Annotated in this window: 15 protein-coding genes, 1 pseudogene and 1 riboswitch; of the genes and pseudogenes, 7 read left to right on the forward strand and 9 right to left on the reverse strand. The window is 41.1% G+C overall.

From position 1 onward, the window contains the following. Positions 1–9: 9 nt before the first annotated feature. The gene (locus Q5C82_RS05445; protein ID WP_003220353.1) at positions 10–726 is read right to left on the reverse strand and encodes an ABC transporter ATP-binding protein; all 717 of its coding nucleotides are present in this window, start codon (positions 724–726) and stop codon (positions 10–12) included. A gap of 30 nt (positions 727–756) precedes the next feature. On the opposite strand from Q5C82_RS05445, the pseudogene Q5C82_RS05450 reads away from it, so the two are divergent. Next, a pseudogene (locus Q5C82_RS05450) lies at positions 757–1,317 on the forward strand (TetR/AcrR family transcriptional regulator). Positions 1,318–1,373: 56 nt separating this feature from the next. On the opposite strand, the gene Q5C82_RS05455 reads toward Q5C82_RS05450, so the two are convergent. The 3 genes from Q5C82_RS05455 to Q5C82_RS05465 all read right to left on the reverse strand — a co-directional run bounded on the left by Q5C82_RS05455 (position 1,374) and on the right by Q5C82_RS05465 (position 5,219). Next, the gene (locus Q5C82_RS05455; protein ID WP_003220356.1) at positions 1,374–2,618 is read right to left on the reverse strand and encodes an MFS transporter; all 1,245 of its coding nucleotides are present in this window, start codon (positions 2,616–2,618) and stop codon (positions 1,374–1,376) included. 94 nt (positions 2,619–2,712) lie between these two features. Further along, complete coding sequence (locus Q5C82_RS05460) at positions 2,713–4,176, reverse strand: FGGY-family carbohydrate kinase (protein WP_003220358.1); 1,464 nt, start codon at positions 4,174–4,176, stop codon at positions 2,713–2,715. Positions 4,177–4,193: 17 nt separating this feature from the next. Then, on the reverse strand, positions 4,194–5,219 hold the full coding sequence (locus tag Q5C82_RS05465; RefSeq protein ID WP_079996385.1) for a 2-hydroxyacid dehydrogenase: 1,026 nt from the start codon (positions 5,217–5,219) through the stop codon (positions 4,194–4,196). 94 nt (positions 5,220–5,313) lie between these two features. After that, positions 5,314–5,405, reverse strand: a riboswitch (SAM riboswitch). Positions 5,406–5,553: 148 nt separating this feature from the next. On the opposite strand from Q5C82_RS05465, the gene Q5C82_RS05470 reads away from it, so the two are divergent. Together Q5C82_RS05470 and Q5C82_RS05475 are read left to right on the forward strand one after the other, a co-directional pair. Further along, positions 5,554–7,596: a molybdopterin oxidoreductase family protein gene (locus tag Q5C82_RS05470; RefSeq protein ID WP_003220362.1), complete on the forward strand. Its 2,043-nt coding sequence runs from the start codon at positions 5,554–5,556 to the stop codon at positions 7,594–7,596. A 108-nt stretch (positions 7,597–7,704) separates the two neighbouring features. After that, positions 7,705–7,998 carry a hypothetical protein gene (locus tag Q5C82_RS05475; protein WP_003220364.1) on the forward strand — a complete coding sequence of 98 codons (294 nt, stop codon included), beginning with the start codon at positions 7,705–7,707 and terminating at the stop codon, positions 7,996–7,998. Positions 7,999–8,089: 91 nt separating this feature from the next. Here the strand turns inward: Q5C82_RS05475 and Q5C82_RS05480 are convergent, their stop codons facing one another. Together Q5C82_RS05480 and Q5C82_RS05485 are read right to left on the reverse strand one after the other, a co-directional pair. Continuing rightward, complete coding sequence (locus Q5C82_RS05480; RefSeq protein ID WP_003220365.1) at positions 8,090–8,305, reverse strand: hypothetical protein; 216 nt, start codon at positions 8,303–8,305, stop codon at positions 8,090–8,092. Between the two features lie 69 nt (positions 8,306–8,374). Continuing rightward, on the reverse strand, positions 8,375–8,692 hold the full coding sequence (locus Q5C82_RS05485; RefSeq protein WP_003220368.1) for a UPF0715 family protein: 318 nt from the start codon (positions 8,690–8,692) through the stop codon (positions 8,375–8,377). A 387-nt stretch (positions 8,693–9,079) separates the two neighbouring features. Here Q5C82_RS05485 and Q5C82_RS05490 point away from each other — a divergent pair, with 387 nt between their 5' ends. Both Q5C82_RS05490 and Q5C82_RS05495 read left to right on the forward strand, forming a co-directional pair. After that, positions 9,080–9,202 (forward strand): hypothetical protein, encoded by a 123-nt coding sequence (locus Q5C82_RS05490; protein WP_003220370.1) that lies wholly within the window; start codon positions 9,080–9,082, stop codon positions 9,200–9,202. Positions 9,203–9,258: 56 nt separating this feature from the next. Beyond that, complete coding sequence (locus Q5C82_RS05495; RefSeq protein ID WP_003220372.1) at positions 9,259–9,552, forward strand: YozQ family protein; 294 nt, start codon at positions 9,259–9,261, stop codon at positions 9,550–9,552. Positions 9,553–9,692: 140 nt separating this feature from the next. Here Q5C82_RS05495 and Q5C82_RS05500 read toward each other — a convergent pair whose 3' ends face one another. Continuing rightward, positions 9,693–11,378 carry a methyl-accepting chemotaxis protein gene (locus Q5C82_RS05500; RefSeq protein WP_003220374.1) on the reverse strand — a complete coding sequence of 562 codons (1,686 nt, stop codon included), beginning with the start codon at positions 11,376–11,378 and terminating at the stop codon, positions 9,693–9,695. 315 nt (positions 11,379–11,693) lie between these two features. Between Q5C82_RS05500 and hpaB the strand changes: the two genes are divergently transcribed. Continuing rightward, the gene (gene hpaB / locus Q5C82_RS05505; RefSeq protein WP_003220375.1) at positions 11,694–13,145 is read left to right on the forward strand and encodes a 4-hydroxyphenylacetate 3-monooxygenase, oxygenase component; all 1,452 of its coding nucleotides are present in this window, start codon (positions 11,694–11,696) and stop codon (positions 13,143–13,145) included. Between the two features lie 64 nt (positions 13,146–13,209). Here hpaB and exlX read toward each other — a convergent pair whose 3' ends face one another. Next, a complete protein-coding gene (gene exlX / locus Q5C82_RS05510; protein ID WP_003220378.1) occupies positions 13,210–13,908 on the reverse strand; it encodes an expansin ExlX in 699 nt (232 codons plus the stop codon). 262 nt (positions 13,909–14,170) lie between these two features. Continuing rightward, positions 14,171–14,848: a YoaK family protein gene (locus Q5C82_RS05515; RefSeq protein ID WP_003220380.1), complete on the reverse strand. Its 678-nt coding sequence runs from the start codon at positions 14,846–14,848 to the stop codon at positions 14,171–14,173. A 171-nt stretch (positions 14,849–15,019) separates the two neighbouring features. Between Q5C82_RS05515 and Q5C82_RS05520 the strand changes: the two genes are divergently transcribed. After that, the gene (locus Q5C82_RS05520; RefSeq protein WP_003220382.1) at positions 15,020–16,057 is read left to right on the forward strand and encodes a pectin lyase; all 1,038 of its coding nucleotides are present in this window, start codon (positions 15,020–15,022) and stop codon (positions 16,055–16,057) included. Positions 16,058–16,250: the final 193 nt, after the last annotated feature.

A 16,250-nucleotide genomic window follows, 5' to 3' on the forward strand; every position in this document is an offset into this window, starting at 1 on the left:
TTTGCTCTCCTAATCTCTTAAATTTCTTCCCGTCAGCTCTAAAAATACCGTTTCTAACGATGCCTCTTTTTTGTTCATGCTTAGGATGCCGCACCCTTGGGCCCCCAATTCTGCTATGATTTCACTCAGGTGATCTTGGTTCTGCCGAACGGTCACTTTTAGTTGTTGGTCTGAGAAATCAACTCCTGTCACTCCTTTGACCTCTCTAATTGAGTTTTTATTTAATTGCTGAGCATGTGTCAGTTGAAAAGCATATGTCATTTCTTTATTCACTTCTCTATATAGCTCATCTTTTGTTCCATTGGCAATGATTTTTCCTTCATTCATGATGATAATGCGATCTGAAATAGCCTCGGCTTCTTCCATATAGTGTGTTGAGTAAATAATGCTCGCGCCTCTTCTCTTCAGCTCTTTTATCGATTCCAAAATGTGATGCCGAGATTGCGGATCGATTCCTACTGTCGGCTCATCCATGATAATCAGTTTCGGCTGATGGGCAATGGCGCACGCAATGTTTAATCTTCTTTTCATCCCGCCAGAAAACGTCTTAGGCTTGTCATCTTTCCTGTCATAAAGCTGTACAAGCTCCAAAGCCTCTTTTACTCGGCTTTTCAGTTCTTCTCCTTTAAGCGAATAAAGGCTCGCAAAAAAACGAACATTTTTCTCAGCGGAAATTTCCTCATAAATCGCGATATCTTGAGGCACAATCCCGATGCCTTTCTTCACTCAACATGTTGTCTATTTTCATTCAGAAAAATTTTATATCCGCTATTCAATGAAGATCAAGCGTTGGAAGCCGCTAAGAATCTATTTTGGGAGAAAGGCTACGAAGCCATTTCTTTAAGCGACTTAACAGCCAAAATGGGGATTCAAAGCCCGAGTATTTACTCAGCCTTTTTGCGATAAAAAACAGCTATTTGAAGCGGTGCTACGGAAATATTCGCAAGCCCATTCCACTTCTGTGTGAGCCAGACTGGATAATCACTCATCCGTAAAAGAAGCATTCCGCTCCTTTTTTGAAGGTCTGATTGCAGAAGAATACGAAGAAGAAACAAATCGCGCAGCTGTTTCAGCCTCAGCACGGTGGTAGAACTCATCCCCCAAGATAAAACCTACGAATCTCTCACTCGAGAGCATCAAATATCTCTTGCAGCCATTTTTCAAGATACGATCTAAAAAGGGATTCGTTCAGGCGAGTTAAAAAGCGAGATTAACGCTGAACAAACGGCGCAGACCTTTATTTTGTTTCTCATCGGGTTGACTGTGATGATGAAACCCCGCTCCGATCAGCCATTTCTACAGCATTCCGTATCGTAAATCCTTACATTACTGAACAAATGATAAAAAGCGCCCTGAGACAGGGCGCTTTCTGATTAGGATGCATATTGAGGAGACGTTTCCTCCTTCACTGCTTTTTCCTCAGGTATATGAATGCATTTCGTCATGACTGCACTCGCAAGGTAAAGAACCGCAAAGATCCAGACGACGCCTTGCGCACCGACGAGACCGATGAACAGCCAAGCGAGCGCAGGACCGACAAACGCTGATAAACCTGCAGCCAAATTCAATACAGACATGGCCGCTCCTTTGTCTTTTCCGGCCACCGTCGGCACAATGGCGCCGATCGGCACATAGCCTGCCAACAAACCTCCCCAAATAAAGCCGATCACGCTGACAACCGCTACACTTCCACCGGAGAAAACAGGAGCATAATATAATAGGACGGTGAAAATACCGCAGCCGACTCCGCCAAACCAAATAACGGTATTTTTCCAGCCGAATTTATCGCCGACAATTCCAAAGATAAGGTTAAACACAATGTTTCCCAGAAAAATCGTTCCCCAAATCTGCAGCCACACATTGGTTGAAATTCCGTGCTGAGCCATGTGTATCGGCAAAAAGACTGGGAAACCATATGTACCAATGCTGTTGATGATTCTGATGATTCCCCCTGTAAGCACCCGCGGATTCGTAAAAAGAATGGTGACCCCTTTTAAAAGTTCCTCGGCTGTTTCTGATCTTTTTCTTTTCTTCTTTTCAAAACGGTCTTTATTGATAAACAATGCGAAGAGAGCACCGAGACATACCCAGAATATAGAGCTCCAAAGCGTATTCAAATAACCGAATGCTTTGATCGCATAGCTTGAGTACCAAGCACCGAACACAAACATGCCCAGGCAATATGCAATCCAAAACCAGCCGACAGCAGTGCTCAGTTTGTTTTGCGGTGTTCTGTAAATGACCCATGTCAAGAAAGAATAAGCAAAAAGCGGGTAGCCTAACCCTTTCACGAAGTAAGTTACATACATCACAGGAAGGTTCAGCTGCTCAAATCCAAACACGATAAAGGCAGCTGTACCGATCACATAAAACAACAGCCCCATAAACATCGTCCGTTTTGCGCCAAATGCTTCGAGACATACACCTGAAAACCAGGAAGCTATGGCAAGCGCAATCCCGTAAATGCTAAAAATTGAAGCGGATTGCTGAACTGTAAGTCCGTTTTCGATCAGAAACGGGCTGAGCCAGCCTTGTTCAAGCCCGTCTCCCATCATAAACAAAACTACACCTAAAAACCCCCAAGCAAGCCGCTTTGGTATTCCAATTTTATCTAACATATCTGTCTCCTCCTTAGATGCTGATATCAATTACCGTATTACCTTATTAAAGCCGAAAATTAGATCATTCCTTAAAACAGCAGCACATTCCGCCTTATATCAACACTTTGCTTTCTGATCCTGAAAAAAAACGCTGTGTTTGCTTCCATTCCTCATATAAAGCCAGTTCGACCCGACAGTCCTGCGGTTCGATCACCCGGACATTTGCTGACATCTCTTCCGTCAATTGAAGGGTTTCGTTGCAAATGACTGCAGCCCCCACGACAGATGCCTGATGATATCCCTCTTGAACATAGACTTTTTTCTGAAGAAGGTCCGCGATATATTGAGTGAGTGCTTTGCTTTGGAATCCTCCTCCGCACACCCAAACATAGTCACGTTCAAACGGAGTAACCTCTGTTAAAATGTCAAAGTTCCATTTGATCGAAAATGCGATCTCTTGCAGTGCTGCACGTACAAAATGTGCTCTCTTTAAATTTGCAGAAAGCGGGGCATCAAAAAGAAATCCGCCTCTCGTTAACGCATTCTTTTCTGCCGATAAGTAAGAACCGAGAGCTGCCACACATGCATTGTCTTCTTTAGCAAGGGCAGAAATCTCTTCCTCCATCACTTCGTACGATTCATTTGGATAAAAAATCTGTTTTAATTTTTGATAATTCAGGCCGGTAATTCCGGGGTTCGTTTCCACAAGCCAATGCCCTTGATCTGTATGGCAGTTCAGCCAGGCTTTATGTTTTGTGTCGCCATGATCAACAGTAATTTTGGTTATTGGCGTTGTTGTCCCTGATACGATGACAATGTCCTCAAGCGCAGCGCCAGTGCTTTTCACAGCCAGCTGTGTATCACCGCCCCCTGCTATAACCTTCGCATTTATAGAAAGGCCTAATTCGGACGCATATTCATTTGTTATCGTTCCAATCGCTGTTCCCGCTCTTACGAGAGACGGAAGGATGGATGGTGAAAAGCCGAATATGCCGCACATCTCTTCTGACCAAGTGTTTTGCTTCACGTCAAACAGCAGGGTTTCGGTTGCCTGCGATGGTTCATATGTCAAAATTCCGCTCAGCTGATATGTCACCCAATCACTGATGCTTGTAAAGCTAGCAGTCTTTTCCCATAAAGAGGGCTGACGCTGTTTTAAACCATAAAGCTTGAGTGCAGAAAAAAGAGCAGTCGGGAGGCGGCCTGTGCGGCTGTATATCTCTTCCTGATTGGGTATACTCTCCTCCCACTCACGGCCGCGATTATCAATGTTCGGCAGCCCGAGAAAAGAGTCGCCGTTTTGATCGATCAGAACAATCCCCTGTCTTTGACTCGTCGATGTCAAAGCAATAATGTCAATATCACCTGAACGAGAAAGCGCACGTTTTGCCAGTTTCATCACTTGCTTCCACAGCACCTGAGGAGAAAAATAACAGCTGTCCGGGTAAAGCGTCTCGGTGGCATACACGATGTCCTCCCTTTCAACCGTTTGAACGCTACCCGATACACTCATGACCGCTACTCTCGCATTCCCTGTGCCGATATCAAAAACGAGATAGCCTTTTTGTTTTTTCATTCCTCTAACCTCCTTTCTTATACCTCTGTTTTCAGCTCATCTTTGTTATACAATGTCGGAATATTGAGAGTTTTTTCAACCTTCCACCTTTTGAGGGCTTTGTTCAGGATCGTCACGTGATGATCCTCCACTTCAAAGGTTGCTCCAGCGAGATGCGGTGTTGCCAGAACATTAGGCAATGAAATGAATTCGTAATCTGATTTCTCTGGAGGTTCATGATAAAAAACGTCTAAAATCGCTCCTCTGATTTTATGTTCTTTTAGTACAGATAAAAGATCTTCACGGTTTACCACAACCGCTCTTGAAGTATTGACGAAAATCGCACTCTCTTTCATCAGATCAAAACACGTCCGATCAATAAGTCCCAGTGTTTCCTCGGTACGAGGCAGTTGGACTGAAACGATATCACTGTCTGAAAACACCGTTTTAAGAGATACTTTTTCATATAGCGGATGATCGTCTTGTACGTATGGATCGTAATACTTTACTTTACAGTCAAACGCAGTCAGCAGTTTTGCAATCCTTTGCCCAACCGCGCCGAACCCCACCATGCCGACCGTTTTTCCCGTTAATTCGTTCCCTTTAAATTTGGCATAAGCCTGCAAGTAATCGCTGTCCCATTTCCCATCCTTCAGCCATTGATTAGAGGTGCTGGTATGGCGGAGAAAGGAAATCACATGACCGATAAACATTTCAGCAACCGCTTGTGCATTCCGCCCGGGTGTATAAAAAATGGGTATGTCTCTTTTTGACGCTGCGGCCACATCCACATTGGAGGGCATTCCTCTGCACACACCGACAAATGAAAGTTCTGGAACAGATGCAAATACGCTGTCTGTTACTTGATCAAGCTCAGTAATCAAGCCTATCGCATGTGTTTCTTTTAGTAGCTGAATGAGTTCATCTTCCCGGTATGCCCGGCCTTGTTCCTTCCAGGAATGATAAGTGACTGAGCCGAACAATTTTTCAACCTCTTTTCGTCCTTCTTCGTTGTACGGTGCTGTAATCAAAACCGTCATGGTGCAAAACATCCTTTTCATCATATTTTTTCATAAAAAAAATCTCTTTCCGAAGATGGAAAGAGATTCATGTATAAGCGTGCCCTGTTTACAGACAGACGCCGGTATAAACCTTGCTTTCCTATCTTTCAAGCTGACGCTTGCTGGAATTGGCACAATAATGTTGCCGAGGTTTCATAGGGCCAGTCCCTCCACCTCTCTGGATAGAAAATGTTGAGTATGTAATTTTCAGAATGAAGAATACGTTTATCATAAAGAAGTCTCAGATTGATGTCAATCTCTTTTTTTCAGAATTGACGTTATCATCCGAAATGTTATAATTCTTACAATATATCTAACTAGAGAGAGGAACTGGGCCATGAAATCTTTTGCCACACAACAAAACGGCATTTTTAAATCCGTTTGCTCGCTTGACTGCCCGGATCAGTGCGGATTGTTAATACATAAAAAAGACGGAAAAATTGTGAGAGTCCAAGGTGATCCTGATCATCCTGTCACAGCCGGAAACATATGCAACAAAGTCCGAAACATGACAGAGCGCATCTATGATGAAAAGCGGCTGACTACACCTCTCAAACGGACAGGTGCGAAAGGCCGGGCAATATTTGAACCGATTTCTTGGAAAGAGGCGATCGATACCATCACCTCCCGCTGGAAACAGCTGATTGATGAAGAGGGTGCTGAAAGCATACTTCCTTACAGTTTTTACGGTAATATGGGCAAATTAACAGCTGAAGGAATGGACCGCCGTTTCTTTTACCGCATGGGCTCAAGCCAGCTTGAACGGACGATTTGCAGCAAAGCGGGATCTGAAGGCTATAAATATACGATGGGTATAAGTGCGGGAATCGATCCCGAGGAAACCATTCATACGAAACTATTTATTTTTTGGGGAATCAACGCGGTCAGCACAAATATGCACCAAATTACCATCGCCCAAAAAGCACGAAAACAAGGTGCCAAAATTGTCGTGATTGATGTTCATAAAAACCAGACAGGACGTCTCGCAGATTGGTTTATTCCCATAAAACCCGGAACCGACAGCGCACTTGCTCTTGGCATCATGCACATCTTATTTAAAGAAAACCTTCATGATGAAGCATTTCTGTCTGAATACACGGTCGGCTATGAAGAGCTCCGTGAACACGTGAAACAGTATGATCCAGAAAAGGTATCACTGATCACCGGTGTCAGTACCGAAGATATTTATCAGCTGGCAAGAATGTACGGCGAAACCTCCCCTGCTTTTATTAGAATCGGAAACGGACTCCAACACCACGATAACGGCGGGATGATTGTACGGACGATTGCCTGTCTTCCGGCAATCACCGGCCAATGGCTGCACACAGGGGGCGGTGCAATTAAGCATAACAGCGGAATTTTAGAATATAACACAAATGCCTTGCAGCGGTCTGACTTGCTGAAGGGTCGCACACCGAGATCGTTTAATATGAATCAGCTGGGCAAAGTGCTTTTGGAAACAGATCCGCCAATTCGTTCTCTTTTTATTTACGGGACAAATCCGGCCGTTGTCGCGCCAGAAGCGAATAAAGTCAGACAGGGCTTGCTGCGGGAAGACTTGTTTACTGTGGTTCATGATTTATTTTTAACGGAAACGGCTGCATATGCGGACATTGTACTGCCTGCAACATCCGCTTTTGAAAACACTGATTTTTATACATCCTACTGGCACCATTACATCCAGCTTCAGCAGCCGGTGATTGAGAAATATGGAGAAAGTAAGTCTAACACTGAGGTGTTCCGATTACTGGCTGAAGCAATGGGATTCACAGACAAGGAGCTCAAAGATTCAGATGAAGAATTAATCCGCCAGGCGCTTGACCATCCAGATAATCCGTATTTGACGGAGATTGATTATGATTCACTTTCTAAGCATTCATTTATGAAAGCGAAACGCGAAAAGCCGCTGTTTCCAGGCGAACTTCCGACTCCAAGCGGAAAAATAGAATTATATTCAGAGAAAATGAAACAAGCCGGTTTCCCGGCTTTACCGACACATACGCCTCTTACATGCGATGACGAATATCCGTTTATGTATGTTCCGGGGCCAAACCATAATTTCTTAAACTCAACGTTTTCCAACAATGCAAAGCACATCAAGCTTGAAAAGACGCCAAAGCTCTTTATCAACACAAAAGATGCTGAAGAATATGGGATCGTTGACGGGGATCCTGTACGAATTTGGAACGGCCGGGGAGAATGCGAGCTGGCCGCTGCAGTCGGAGAACAGGTGCTGCCCGGTGTCGTAGTCAGCCAAGGGTTATGGGCGGATGAACCAGGAAAAAAACAGCTTGTAAACGCGCTTACCCCAGACCGCTTGTCCGATATGGGAGGCGGGGCCACCTTTTTTTCAGGACGTGTACAGATTGAAAAAGCATGAACGAAAAAACCGCCCAGAGCACGTTCTGGCGTTTTTTTTTGGTTGATAATGAAACCCGGAGTATGCCAAGCCCGTATAACATAACATCGACATAATGGAGGTTTGCATATGGACGTTTTTTTAGGAATCGGTGTTGCTTTGGCTGGCTATTTTATCGGTGAAGGCTTAAAGCAAATGAACCATCCAAAAGCATATGAAAAAAGTGATACCTATCTTATAAAAGAACGAGATATTCACTTTTACATCGGACATTTTTTAGGAATAACGACAACTGAGGCAAAACAGTTAGCCGGAGACATGACAGACATTCCATACATTGAAATAAACGGAAAAAAATATGTACAGAAACATCTATTAAAAGAATGGACATTCACATTAGTTGAGAAACATCAGGATGAATAAAGCAAATCTGAGGAGAGCAAGATTCATTGTCACGCTCTCCTTAGTTCAGATGTATAGTCAGCTGATCATCCTCTCATTTCATACATCGATTCTATTTTAAGTAAACTTGTAAAGATACATTCTGATTGCCGTAAGACCAAACGATGTTTTCAATTTTGAGGTTCTGGCTGAATGTTTCAATCCATACCTGTTTTGAGTTTAATAAAGCGGACAATTGCGCTGAGTTAAGCGTCACTTTTTCAACCTGCTCGTTTTTTTGATACACAAATACTACTTTTATTGTATCTCCGTCTTTCGCCATATTCATCTTCAATGTCTCCCCTTTATGATAAGTAGAATGCCGTGCCTTCCCATTTTTCTAAAACGTGAACCAGATTCACTTTATTTGCCCGTTTAGCTGCACACGTTTATAAAGGATTAGAGAATCCCAAAACCAGTACATCACTGCTGATGCCATACTTAACATATAATAAATATTTGATTGGAATATCCATGATATTGAAGCAGGCTCATTGATAACATAAAACAGGAATACAGCAATAAAAGCGATTATACTGTAAAGCGATAGATACATTAGACTGAATGTTCTCGCTGTTTTCTGCAAAATCATTTGCAGCGGAAAAGCAAAAAGACCAAACATCATAAAACCATATAATAAAGCAAGTGCTCCTGTGAATAAAGCGATCATCGGCATGTGATAAGTGACGAGTGATAAAATCCGAAAAACAAACCAAAGGAAAGGCTGGATAGTCCTAACGTCATAAGCTGATATGATACCATTTTGTTCATTTTTTCACCTCCTAATTATTTAATGGTGGCTGTTATGTTTACATGCAGATTCCTTCCCTAACCTGTCCTTATCTCCGCTTCTTTTTCAAACGTTTTGTACAGTGTTTCCCAGCTTTAGTCAGCTTCTTCATATACGAAGTGTGCTAATAAAATGTTTCAAAAACGACCGGGGTAAAGCTGACTCTCTTGTCTTAATGGGAAAGAGTCAACGAAAAAAAGCGAATGAATACCTGCCTAACAGACAGAATAAGAAGAGTTGATATTCAACACTTTTCGTAAAGGGGTGACACCAATGAGTAAAAAAGGAATTCAAAATTCAAGTATTGAGCAAATAAGAAATGACCATGAGACTGAAACAGCTTTTAAAGTAGATGATCCTAAAAAACATGGTTCTGATCCTAAAAGAACGAAATAAGTTTCGTCTTAATCCCATATGACACAGTTAAATTTTAATAATCTGGAGTGAGTAAAGTGACTCAAAAAAATGGAGCAGACAGACCGGATGACTACAAAAGATTTTCTTCAATTGACAAGGACTATGATTTTCAGCAGACTTTAAATGAAAGTGGTAAGACAGAAGATGCAAACGCTGAAACTCAAACTCATAATAAAGAAAATATGAATGACACTACAGATGTGGCTGGAAAATATTTTGATCCCTCAGATTATAAAGGAACCACGCAATTGGAAAAAGGATTGGCTGAAACTCATGAACAAGTCAGCGATGACTATTTTGAAGGGACTATTGATCAAAATTTGGACTAGTCATTTAAAACGGAGCTAACTTTAAAGAAGTAAGTTAGTTCCGTTTTTACAGTGTAAATGCATGTCAATGCTAAATCATACCAGCTTCCTATATTGAGAAAGCTTAAAACCCCACCGAATAAGATGGGGTTTTAACCTACTTAATATTTAAAACGATGAATAACGGTTTGAAGCTCTTCCGCCAACTGGGATAGAGACTCTGCAGCATAAGAGATTTCCTCGATTGAATGAAGCTGTTCCTGTGATGATTTTGCAACCGCTTCTGTATTTGCTGACGTTTCTTTTGTACCAGCGGCTAATGTATGAACTGTATGCTGAATCACTTCAACGCCTGATGTAAGCTGCTGTGTTGCCGCTGCCACTTCTTGTATTTGAGAAGTGACCTGTTCCACCAGATTCAGTATTTCATTGAAATTCCCTGTTGTCTCTTGAGAAAGCACAATACCTGAGCTCACATTTTCTTGAACAACCTTAATGTTATTCACCGTTTCAACCGATTCATTTTGGATGGTTGTTACCACCGATTGGATGTGATTGGCTGACTTATTCGTTTCATCGGCCAATTTCCGAACTTCTTCTGCCACCACAGCAAATCCTTTTCCTTGCTCTCCGGCTCTGGCCGCCTCGATCGCTGCATTCAGTGCCAGCAAATTTGTCTGCTCGGAAATATTTGTGATTAGCGAAGAAATATCTCTGATTTCTGCTGTGCTCGCTACCAATGCCTGCAAGCCATTGCCGGCTGAATCTACAGATTTATCAATGAATTTCATCTGATCTAACATTTTGTTGACGGATTGAGATCCTATTTCAGCCTTGTCTCTCATCGACGAAGAAAGATCCGCTATGTTACCTGTATTTGAAGCAACAGATGATATACTGTCTAATAATTCAGTAATGGATTCCGCGCTCTTTTCTGTCATTGAGCTTTGCTTCACATTGCTGTCGGCAGCCATCCGCATTGCTCTGGAAATATGTTCAGAAGTTGATTTCGATTCTTCCGCGCTTGCCGATAATTCTTCAGAAGATGCGGCGACTTGTTCAGATGAGCTGCTGATCTGCTTCACAATTTGAGTTAATGAATGGGTAAAAGAATTGAAAGATTGAGCAAGCTGACCAAATTCGTCCTTATTTTTCACAATGACTTTTTTGGTTAAATCCGCCTCGCCATGAGCAATTTCCTCCAGCTGCATATTCATACTTCTCAATGGCACCATAATGGACCTTAACAACAATAAGCTTAAAACAATGCCTACCATCATTGATACCGCTGTGACAATGATGATGAACCATTGACTCATTTCCCCATTGCTTCGTATTTCACCTTTTAGATCCTCCACCTCTTGATTCAGGCGATCAGACAGCTTATTGACAGCTGGATCCACAACTTCTTTTCTTAATGTTCTTTCTTCTCCAAAATGGATGGTTTCTGCTTTTTTAGGATCTGAAGAGTAGGCTTTTAATACTTGCTGATTTAAAGCTCTATACTGAGTAATTCTTGTTTTAATGTCTTCAATATTTGATTGATATTTCTCTTTATCAATCAAGTCATTGATCCGATCAAGGCTCTTTAAGACATCCTCTGCTTTTTCCTCCATTCCCTCTTCATATTCAGTGTCTCCGGTAATCAGAAAGCCTCTCTCATCATTTGATAAACCGGCCAATCGATATTGGATGTATTTCATTTCTTTTTGGAATTCCATTTTGTCTTTAAGTTCTTCATTCTTTTTCACAGTAGAAGAAATCATAAAAACGGAGGAACCTCCAATTCCAATCATTGAAAGAACTAATATTGATACAATCCCCAGCAATTTTGTTTTCACTTTCATGTGTCGTTTTCCCTTTCTGCACTATGTATGATCGAAATAGCTATTCGCTTACTCCTATGTCAATAATATCGACATGTTTTATAAAGTTTTATAGTGATGTCTTACCCCGTGCATAAGCAAATTGTTTACATCTCTGGACAATGCAGAAAAAAATATGATAGACAGTTACTGCCTTGTCTACATAGTATTTCAATTTGCTCTTTTCTATTAAGGCATACTAAAAAAGGCTTTTCCTATCTCAAATTAGCTGAACGGGCTGTTCTTTCGAAAATATAATGACAATACGCAGCATGATGTGAAGGAGCGAAACGTCAAATGGGGATCATCAATGGAAAAGAATTCATTGACCGATTGAATAAACTAGAAAACGAAATATGGTATGATGGCGAAAAATTAGAGGGTAACATTTCTAATCATCCTGCATTTAAAGGAATACTCAAAACGAAAAGCTCGCTTTATGATTTGCAAACGAAGGATGAGTTAACCAATGAAATGACTTATCGCCTTCCTGGAGAACTTGATCGAATCGGACTCTCATATCTTCAGCCTAAAACCAAAAGTGATTTGAGAAAAAGAAGGAACATGATTGAACATTGGGCTAGACATACTCACGGAATGATGGGGAGAAGTCCGGATTATATGAATACGGTCATGATGAGCTTTGCCTCCTCAGCAGAGCTTTTCAGAGATAAAGAAAATTGCTTTCCTGAACATATACTAGACGTGTATAGGGCAGCTGCTAAACATGATCTTTCCTTTACCCATACATTTATTACCCCCCAAGTGAACCGGTCACAGTCCTATTTTGGGTCCAGTGAAAAACCGATATCTGCTAAAGTCATTGATAGAACCGAAAAAGGATTAATTGTACAAGGTGCGCGTCTGCTTGCAACCCAAGGTGGCTTAACTGATGAAATCCTGGTTTTTTCGGCACCTAAATTTTTCTTTGAAACGGATGAAGCTTTTGCTTTTTCGATTCCATCTAATACAAAAGGCGTCAAATTCATTACAAGAGAATCATTTGTTTTAAGCGAATCTGCCTTTAATCACCCTTTAAGCTCAAGGTATGAAGAAATGGATTCAATTGTTGTTTTTGATCACGTTCTGGTACCATGGGATCGTGTATTTTTTTATGATAATGTTGAAGCAGCTAAAGACTTTATGACGAAAAGCTCGTTTCATGCCTTTACCTTTCACCAGGTCGTCATTAGGCAAATGATCAAAATTGAATTTCTATTAGGAGTTTCACAGCTTCTGGTCGACACTATTAATGTTTCTGAATACCAGCACATACAAGAAAAGCTCTCTGAAATCATTGTGGGGTTGGAAACAATTAAAGCACTCATTGACAAATCAGAAAATGACGCTCAGTTAGATGAATACGGCTTTATGCGTCCCAGTTTGATTCCTCTTCAAGTCATCAGTACGATCATTCCTACTCTATATCCTCGATTTACTGAAATCATACAATTAATTGGAGCTAGCGGAATGGTGACGCTGCCGACAGAAAATGCGTTTGACTCAGAGATACGGGAAGATCTTGACCAATACCTCCAAGCAACTAATACAAACGCTGAAGAGCGTGTGAAAATTTTCCGTTTGGCGTGGGATTTAACAATGAGTTCATTCGGAACAAGGCAAACACACTACGAAAGATACTTTTTTGGAGATCCTATTCGGATTTCAAGCAGACTGTACACCAGTTATCCAAAGCAGCAGCAAGTAAACATAATTAAAGCATTTTTACATGCAGATGTTGATGATTGATATCTAATCTCTTCATATAACGAAATGAAAAAAACAGCGGGAAAGGTCCGCTGTTTCGTATTTTTTATTCAGGAAACTGTACATGGCCCGGCACTGTATACGCATTGGACGTTCCGCTTTCAGGCAGCTTCGGAATGGTGTCTTTTACAACTTTTCCGCGGATGTCAGTCATTCTGACTTTGAGAGAGCCTGTCCCTACATTAGTGCTGACAAAATGGTTATAGTCCATTTTCTCCATGTTAATCCACTTACCATCCTTTTCATATTCCATTTTCATAACAGGATACTTGTGATTTCTGACTTGGATTGCAGCCCACCATCTGCTGCTGCCTTCTTTGACCCGGTACGTGAAATTGCCGGTGATTGGGGCTTTGACAACACGCCATTTAATATTGATTTTTCCGTCTTTCATATCGCCGATTTTTCGAAAGGCATTAGGTGACAGATCAAGAGCTCCCCGAGCGCCTTCAGGATATAGATCGGTAACGTAGACAATTGTTTTTCCTTTTGGCCCTTCAACTTCCAAATAAGAGCCTGCAAGTGCCGCTTTCACTCCCCCGTAATTGAGATCTGCAGGATTTATTGCGGTAATCTCCATATCAGAAGGAATGGGATCCAGCAGGAAAGCTCCTCCTGAATAACCTGACCCTGTATACGTTGCATAGCCTTCATGCAGGTCGTCATATGCTGCCGAAGCTTGCGGGGAAAAACAAAGGATCATCAACAAAACCATACCAACAATTGCACTGATATTCTTTTTCATAAATCTCCTCCTTAATCCAGACTTCGAATGAGAATCATTATCATTGTAAGACTCAATCCATCTGGTTTGAAAGAGGAAATAGATTCATAGATGATTTTAAGACAGATTCACTATCATTCATATATCAAAGGAAGGGTTTTTATGAAAAGGTCAATACGAATGAATGAGTATACCCATCAGCCGAATTTCTTATTTTTATTTGTGAGCTATATTCGCATAGATATAAACGAAATGAAACGAGCTGATGGCCTGATACCAGCTATTATTTTTCCGCGCTCAGTTTCAACTTAGCTGTCATCATGATGCCAAATATCAGCACAATCGGAACCCAAATGATGATGTCATAAAAATTAGGCTCAGCTAAAGCTACAATAATAGCCCCCACACAATATAAGATAATAGCCAGCGCTCTTAACACAGCATCTCTTAAGAATGTCTTCTTTTGCTTCTTAAAAAACAAACGGCCGGACAAATCCTCTAAAAGCGAAGCCAATGTTCCGGTCAACACAGTTGAAGAAATACCTGCGATCCCCAGCTTTTTAGCTGCTATTGTTTGAATTCCCATGGAAATGCTCAAGAGAATAATAAGAATGTATACAGGAACAAAAGCCGAATAAAAAGAAAGACAAGCAAAGACAAATAAAATGAATGCTTCAAGTGCCAGCGCTTTTGTCACAGCAGAAGGCCAAAGGGTATTTTCTGCCTTTCCGACCATCAGTGTTGAAATAATTACGCCGCATATAAATCCGATTAGGGCAGTCAAAGAATTAAAAACTGTGACCTGAAGAGATTTGCCGATCGCTAACCCAAATAATACAATATTTCCAGTCATATTCGCTGTGAATACATGTCCAAGGCTTAAATACCCGATTACATCCACGATTCCAGCTGTTAAACATAAAAGTGAAAGCAAGGTGTTTCGATAAGCTGCTGCAGTCAAAGGTGCATCAATCCTTTCTTCTGTTTTAATTGTTAGTGTGACTTTTAGCGCAATCTGTATTTTTAAAATAACACGGCATTAATTAGGAAGATAGAACCTATCATTCCTTTCCATTTGCTGTAATAATAATCTTCACGAGGAAATGATTAAAATTGAAAGGAAGCATATGATATGAAACGATTTTGTTTATGGTTCGCCGTGTTCAGTTTGTTATTGGTTCTCTTGCCTGGTAAAGCGTTTGGAGCCGTCGATTTTCCAAATACCTCAACAAATGGCCTTTTAGGATTTGCCGGAAATGCTAAAAATGAAAAAGGCATTTCTAAAGCGAGTACAACGGGTGGAAAAAACGGCCAGATTGTTTACATTCAAAGCGTAAATGATTTAAAAACCCATCTAGGAGGATCAACTCCGAAAATTTTAGTGCTTCAAAATGATATTTCCGCATCTTCGAAAACAACAGTTACCATTGGCTCAAATAAAACACTCGTAGGCTCTTACGCGAAAAAAACGTTAAAAAATATTTATTTAACCACTTCATCTGCCTCTGGGAACGTCATTTTTCAAAATCTGACTTTTGAACACAGTCCGCAGATTAACGGAAATAATGATATCCAGCTTTATTTAGATTCCGGCATCAACTACTGGATTGACCACGTCACATTCTCCGGCCACAGCTATAGTGCAAGCGGTAGTGATTTGGACAAACTCCTGTATGTCGGAAAATCAGCAGATTATATCACCATCAGCAACTCAAAATTCGCGAATCATAAATACGGTTTGATTTTAGGATACCCAGATGATTCACAGCATCAATATGACGGCTATCCCCACATGACAATCGCCAACAATTATTTTGAGAACTTGTATGTAAGAGGCCCGGGTCTCATGAGATACGGATATTTTCATGTTAAAAACAATTACAGCAACAACTTTAACCAAGCGATTACGATTGCCACAAAAGCAAAAATATATTCTGAATATAATTACTTTGGAAAAGGCAGTGAAAAAGGCGGAATCCTTGATGACAAGGGTACTGGTTATTTCAAGGATACAGGCAGCTATCCTTCTCTAAATAAGCAAACCTCTCCGCTAACTTCCTGGAATCCCGGATCTAATTACAGCTACCGTGTCCAAACGCCGCAGTATACAAAAGATTTTGTCACGAAATATGCGGGATCACAAAGTACAACTCTGGTATTTGGCTACTGACACAAAAGAGGCTTGCGTAAAAAACGCCAAGCCTCTTTTGTACTTATAGGCTATTTTAAGCGATCTTGTTACACTCCATCAAATCTAGGATTGGTCAAACTATTCTTACCAAAAGCGTATTTTCTTTTTCACAATAACTTCTTAATCGGCTTTCTTATTATACCAGTTTATCGCAAGCATAAAGAATCCATAT

Source organism: uncultured Bacillus sp. (assembly GCF_958411575.1).
GTDB lineage: Bacteria > Bacillota > Bacilli > Bacillales > Bacillaceae > Bacillus > Bacillus spizizenii.

Bases quoted from the DNA above. Each gene is read 5' to 3' on its own strand.
- Q5C82_RS05470 (WP_003220362.1), top strand. From the start codon at position 5,554: ATGAAATCTTTTGCCACACAACAAAACGGCATTTTTAAATCCGTTTGC.
- Q5C82_RS05480 (WP_003220365.1), bottom strand. From the start codon at position 8,305: ATGAATATGGCGAAAGACGGAGATACAATAAAAGTAGTATTTGTGTAT.
- Q5C82_RS05500 (WP_003220374.1), bottom strand. From the start codon at position 11,378: ATGAAAGTGAAAACAAAATTGCTGGGGATTGTATCAATATTAGTTCTT.
- Q5C82_RS05490 (WP_003220370.1), top strand. From the start codon at position 9,080: ATGAGTAAAAAAGGAATTCAAAATTCAAGTATTGAGCAAATAAGAAAT.
- exlX (WP_003220378.1), bottom strand. From the start codon at position 13,908: ATGAAAAAGAATATCAGTGCAATTGTTGGTATGGTTTTGTTGATGATC.
- Q5C82_RS05520 (WP_003220382.1), top strand. From the start codon at position 15,020: ATGAAACGATTTTGTTTATGGTTCGCCGTGTTCAGTTTGTTATTGGTT.
- Q5C82_RS05455 (WP_003220356.1), bottom strand. From the start codon at position 2,618: ATGTTAGATAAAATTGGAATACCAAAGCGGCTTGCTTGGGGGTTTTTA.
- Q5C82_RS05475 (WP_003220364.1), top strand. From the start codon at position 7,705: ATGGACGTTTTTTTAGGAATCGGTGTTGCTTTGGCTGGCTATTTTATC.
- Q5C82_RS05460 (WP_003220358.1), bottom strand. From the start codon at position 4,176: ATGAAAAAACAAAAAGGCTATCTCGTTTTTGATATCGGCACAGGGAAT.
- hpaB (WP_003220375.1), top strand. From the start codon at position 11,694: ATGGGGATCATCAATGGAAAAGAATTCATTGACCGATTGAATAAACTA.
- Q5C82_RS05485 (WP_003220368.1), bottom strand. From the start codon at position 8,692: ATGCCGATGATCGCTTTATTCACAGGAGCACTTGCTTTATTATATGGT.
- Q5C82_RS05465 (WP_079996385.1), bottom strand. From the start codon at position 5,219: ATGATGAAAAGGATGTTTTGCACCATGACGGTTTTGATTACAGCACCG.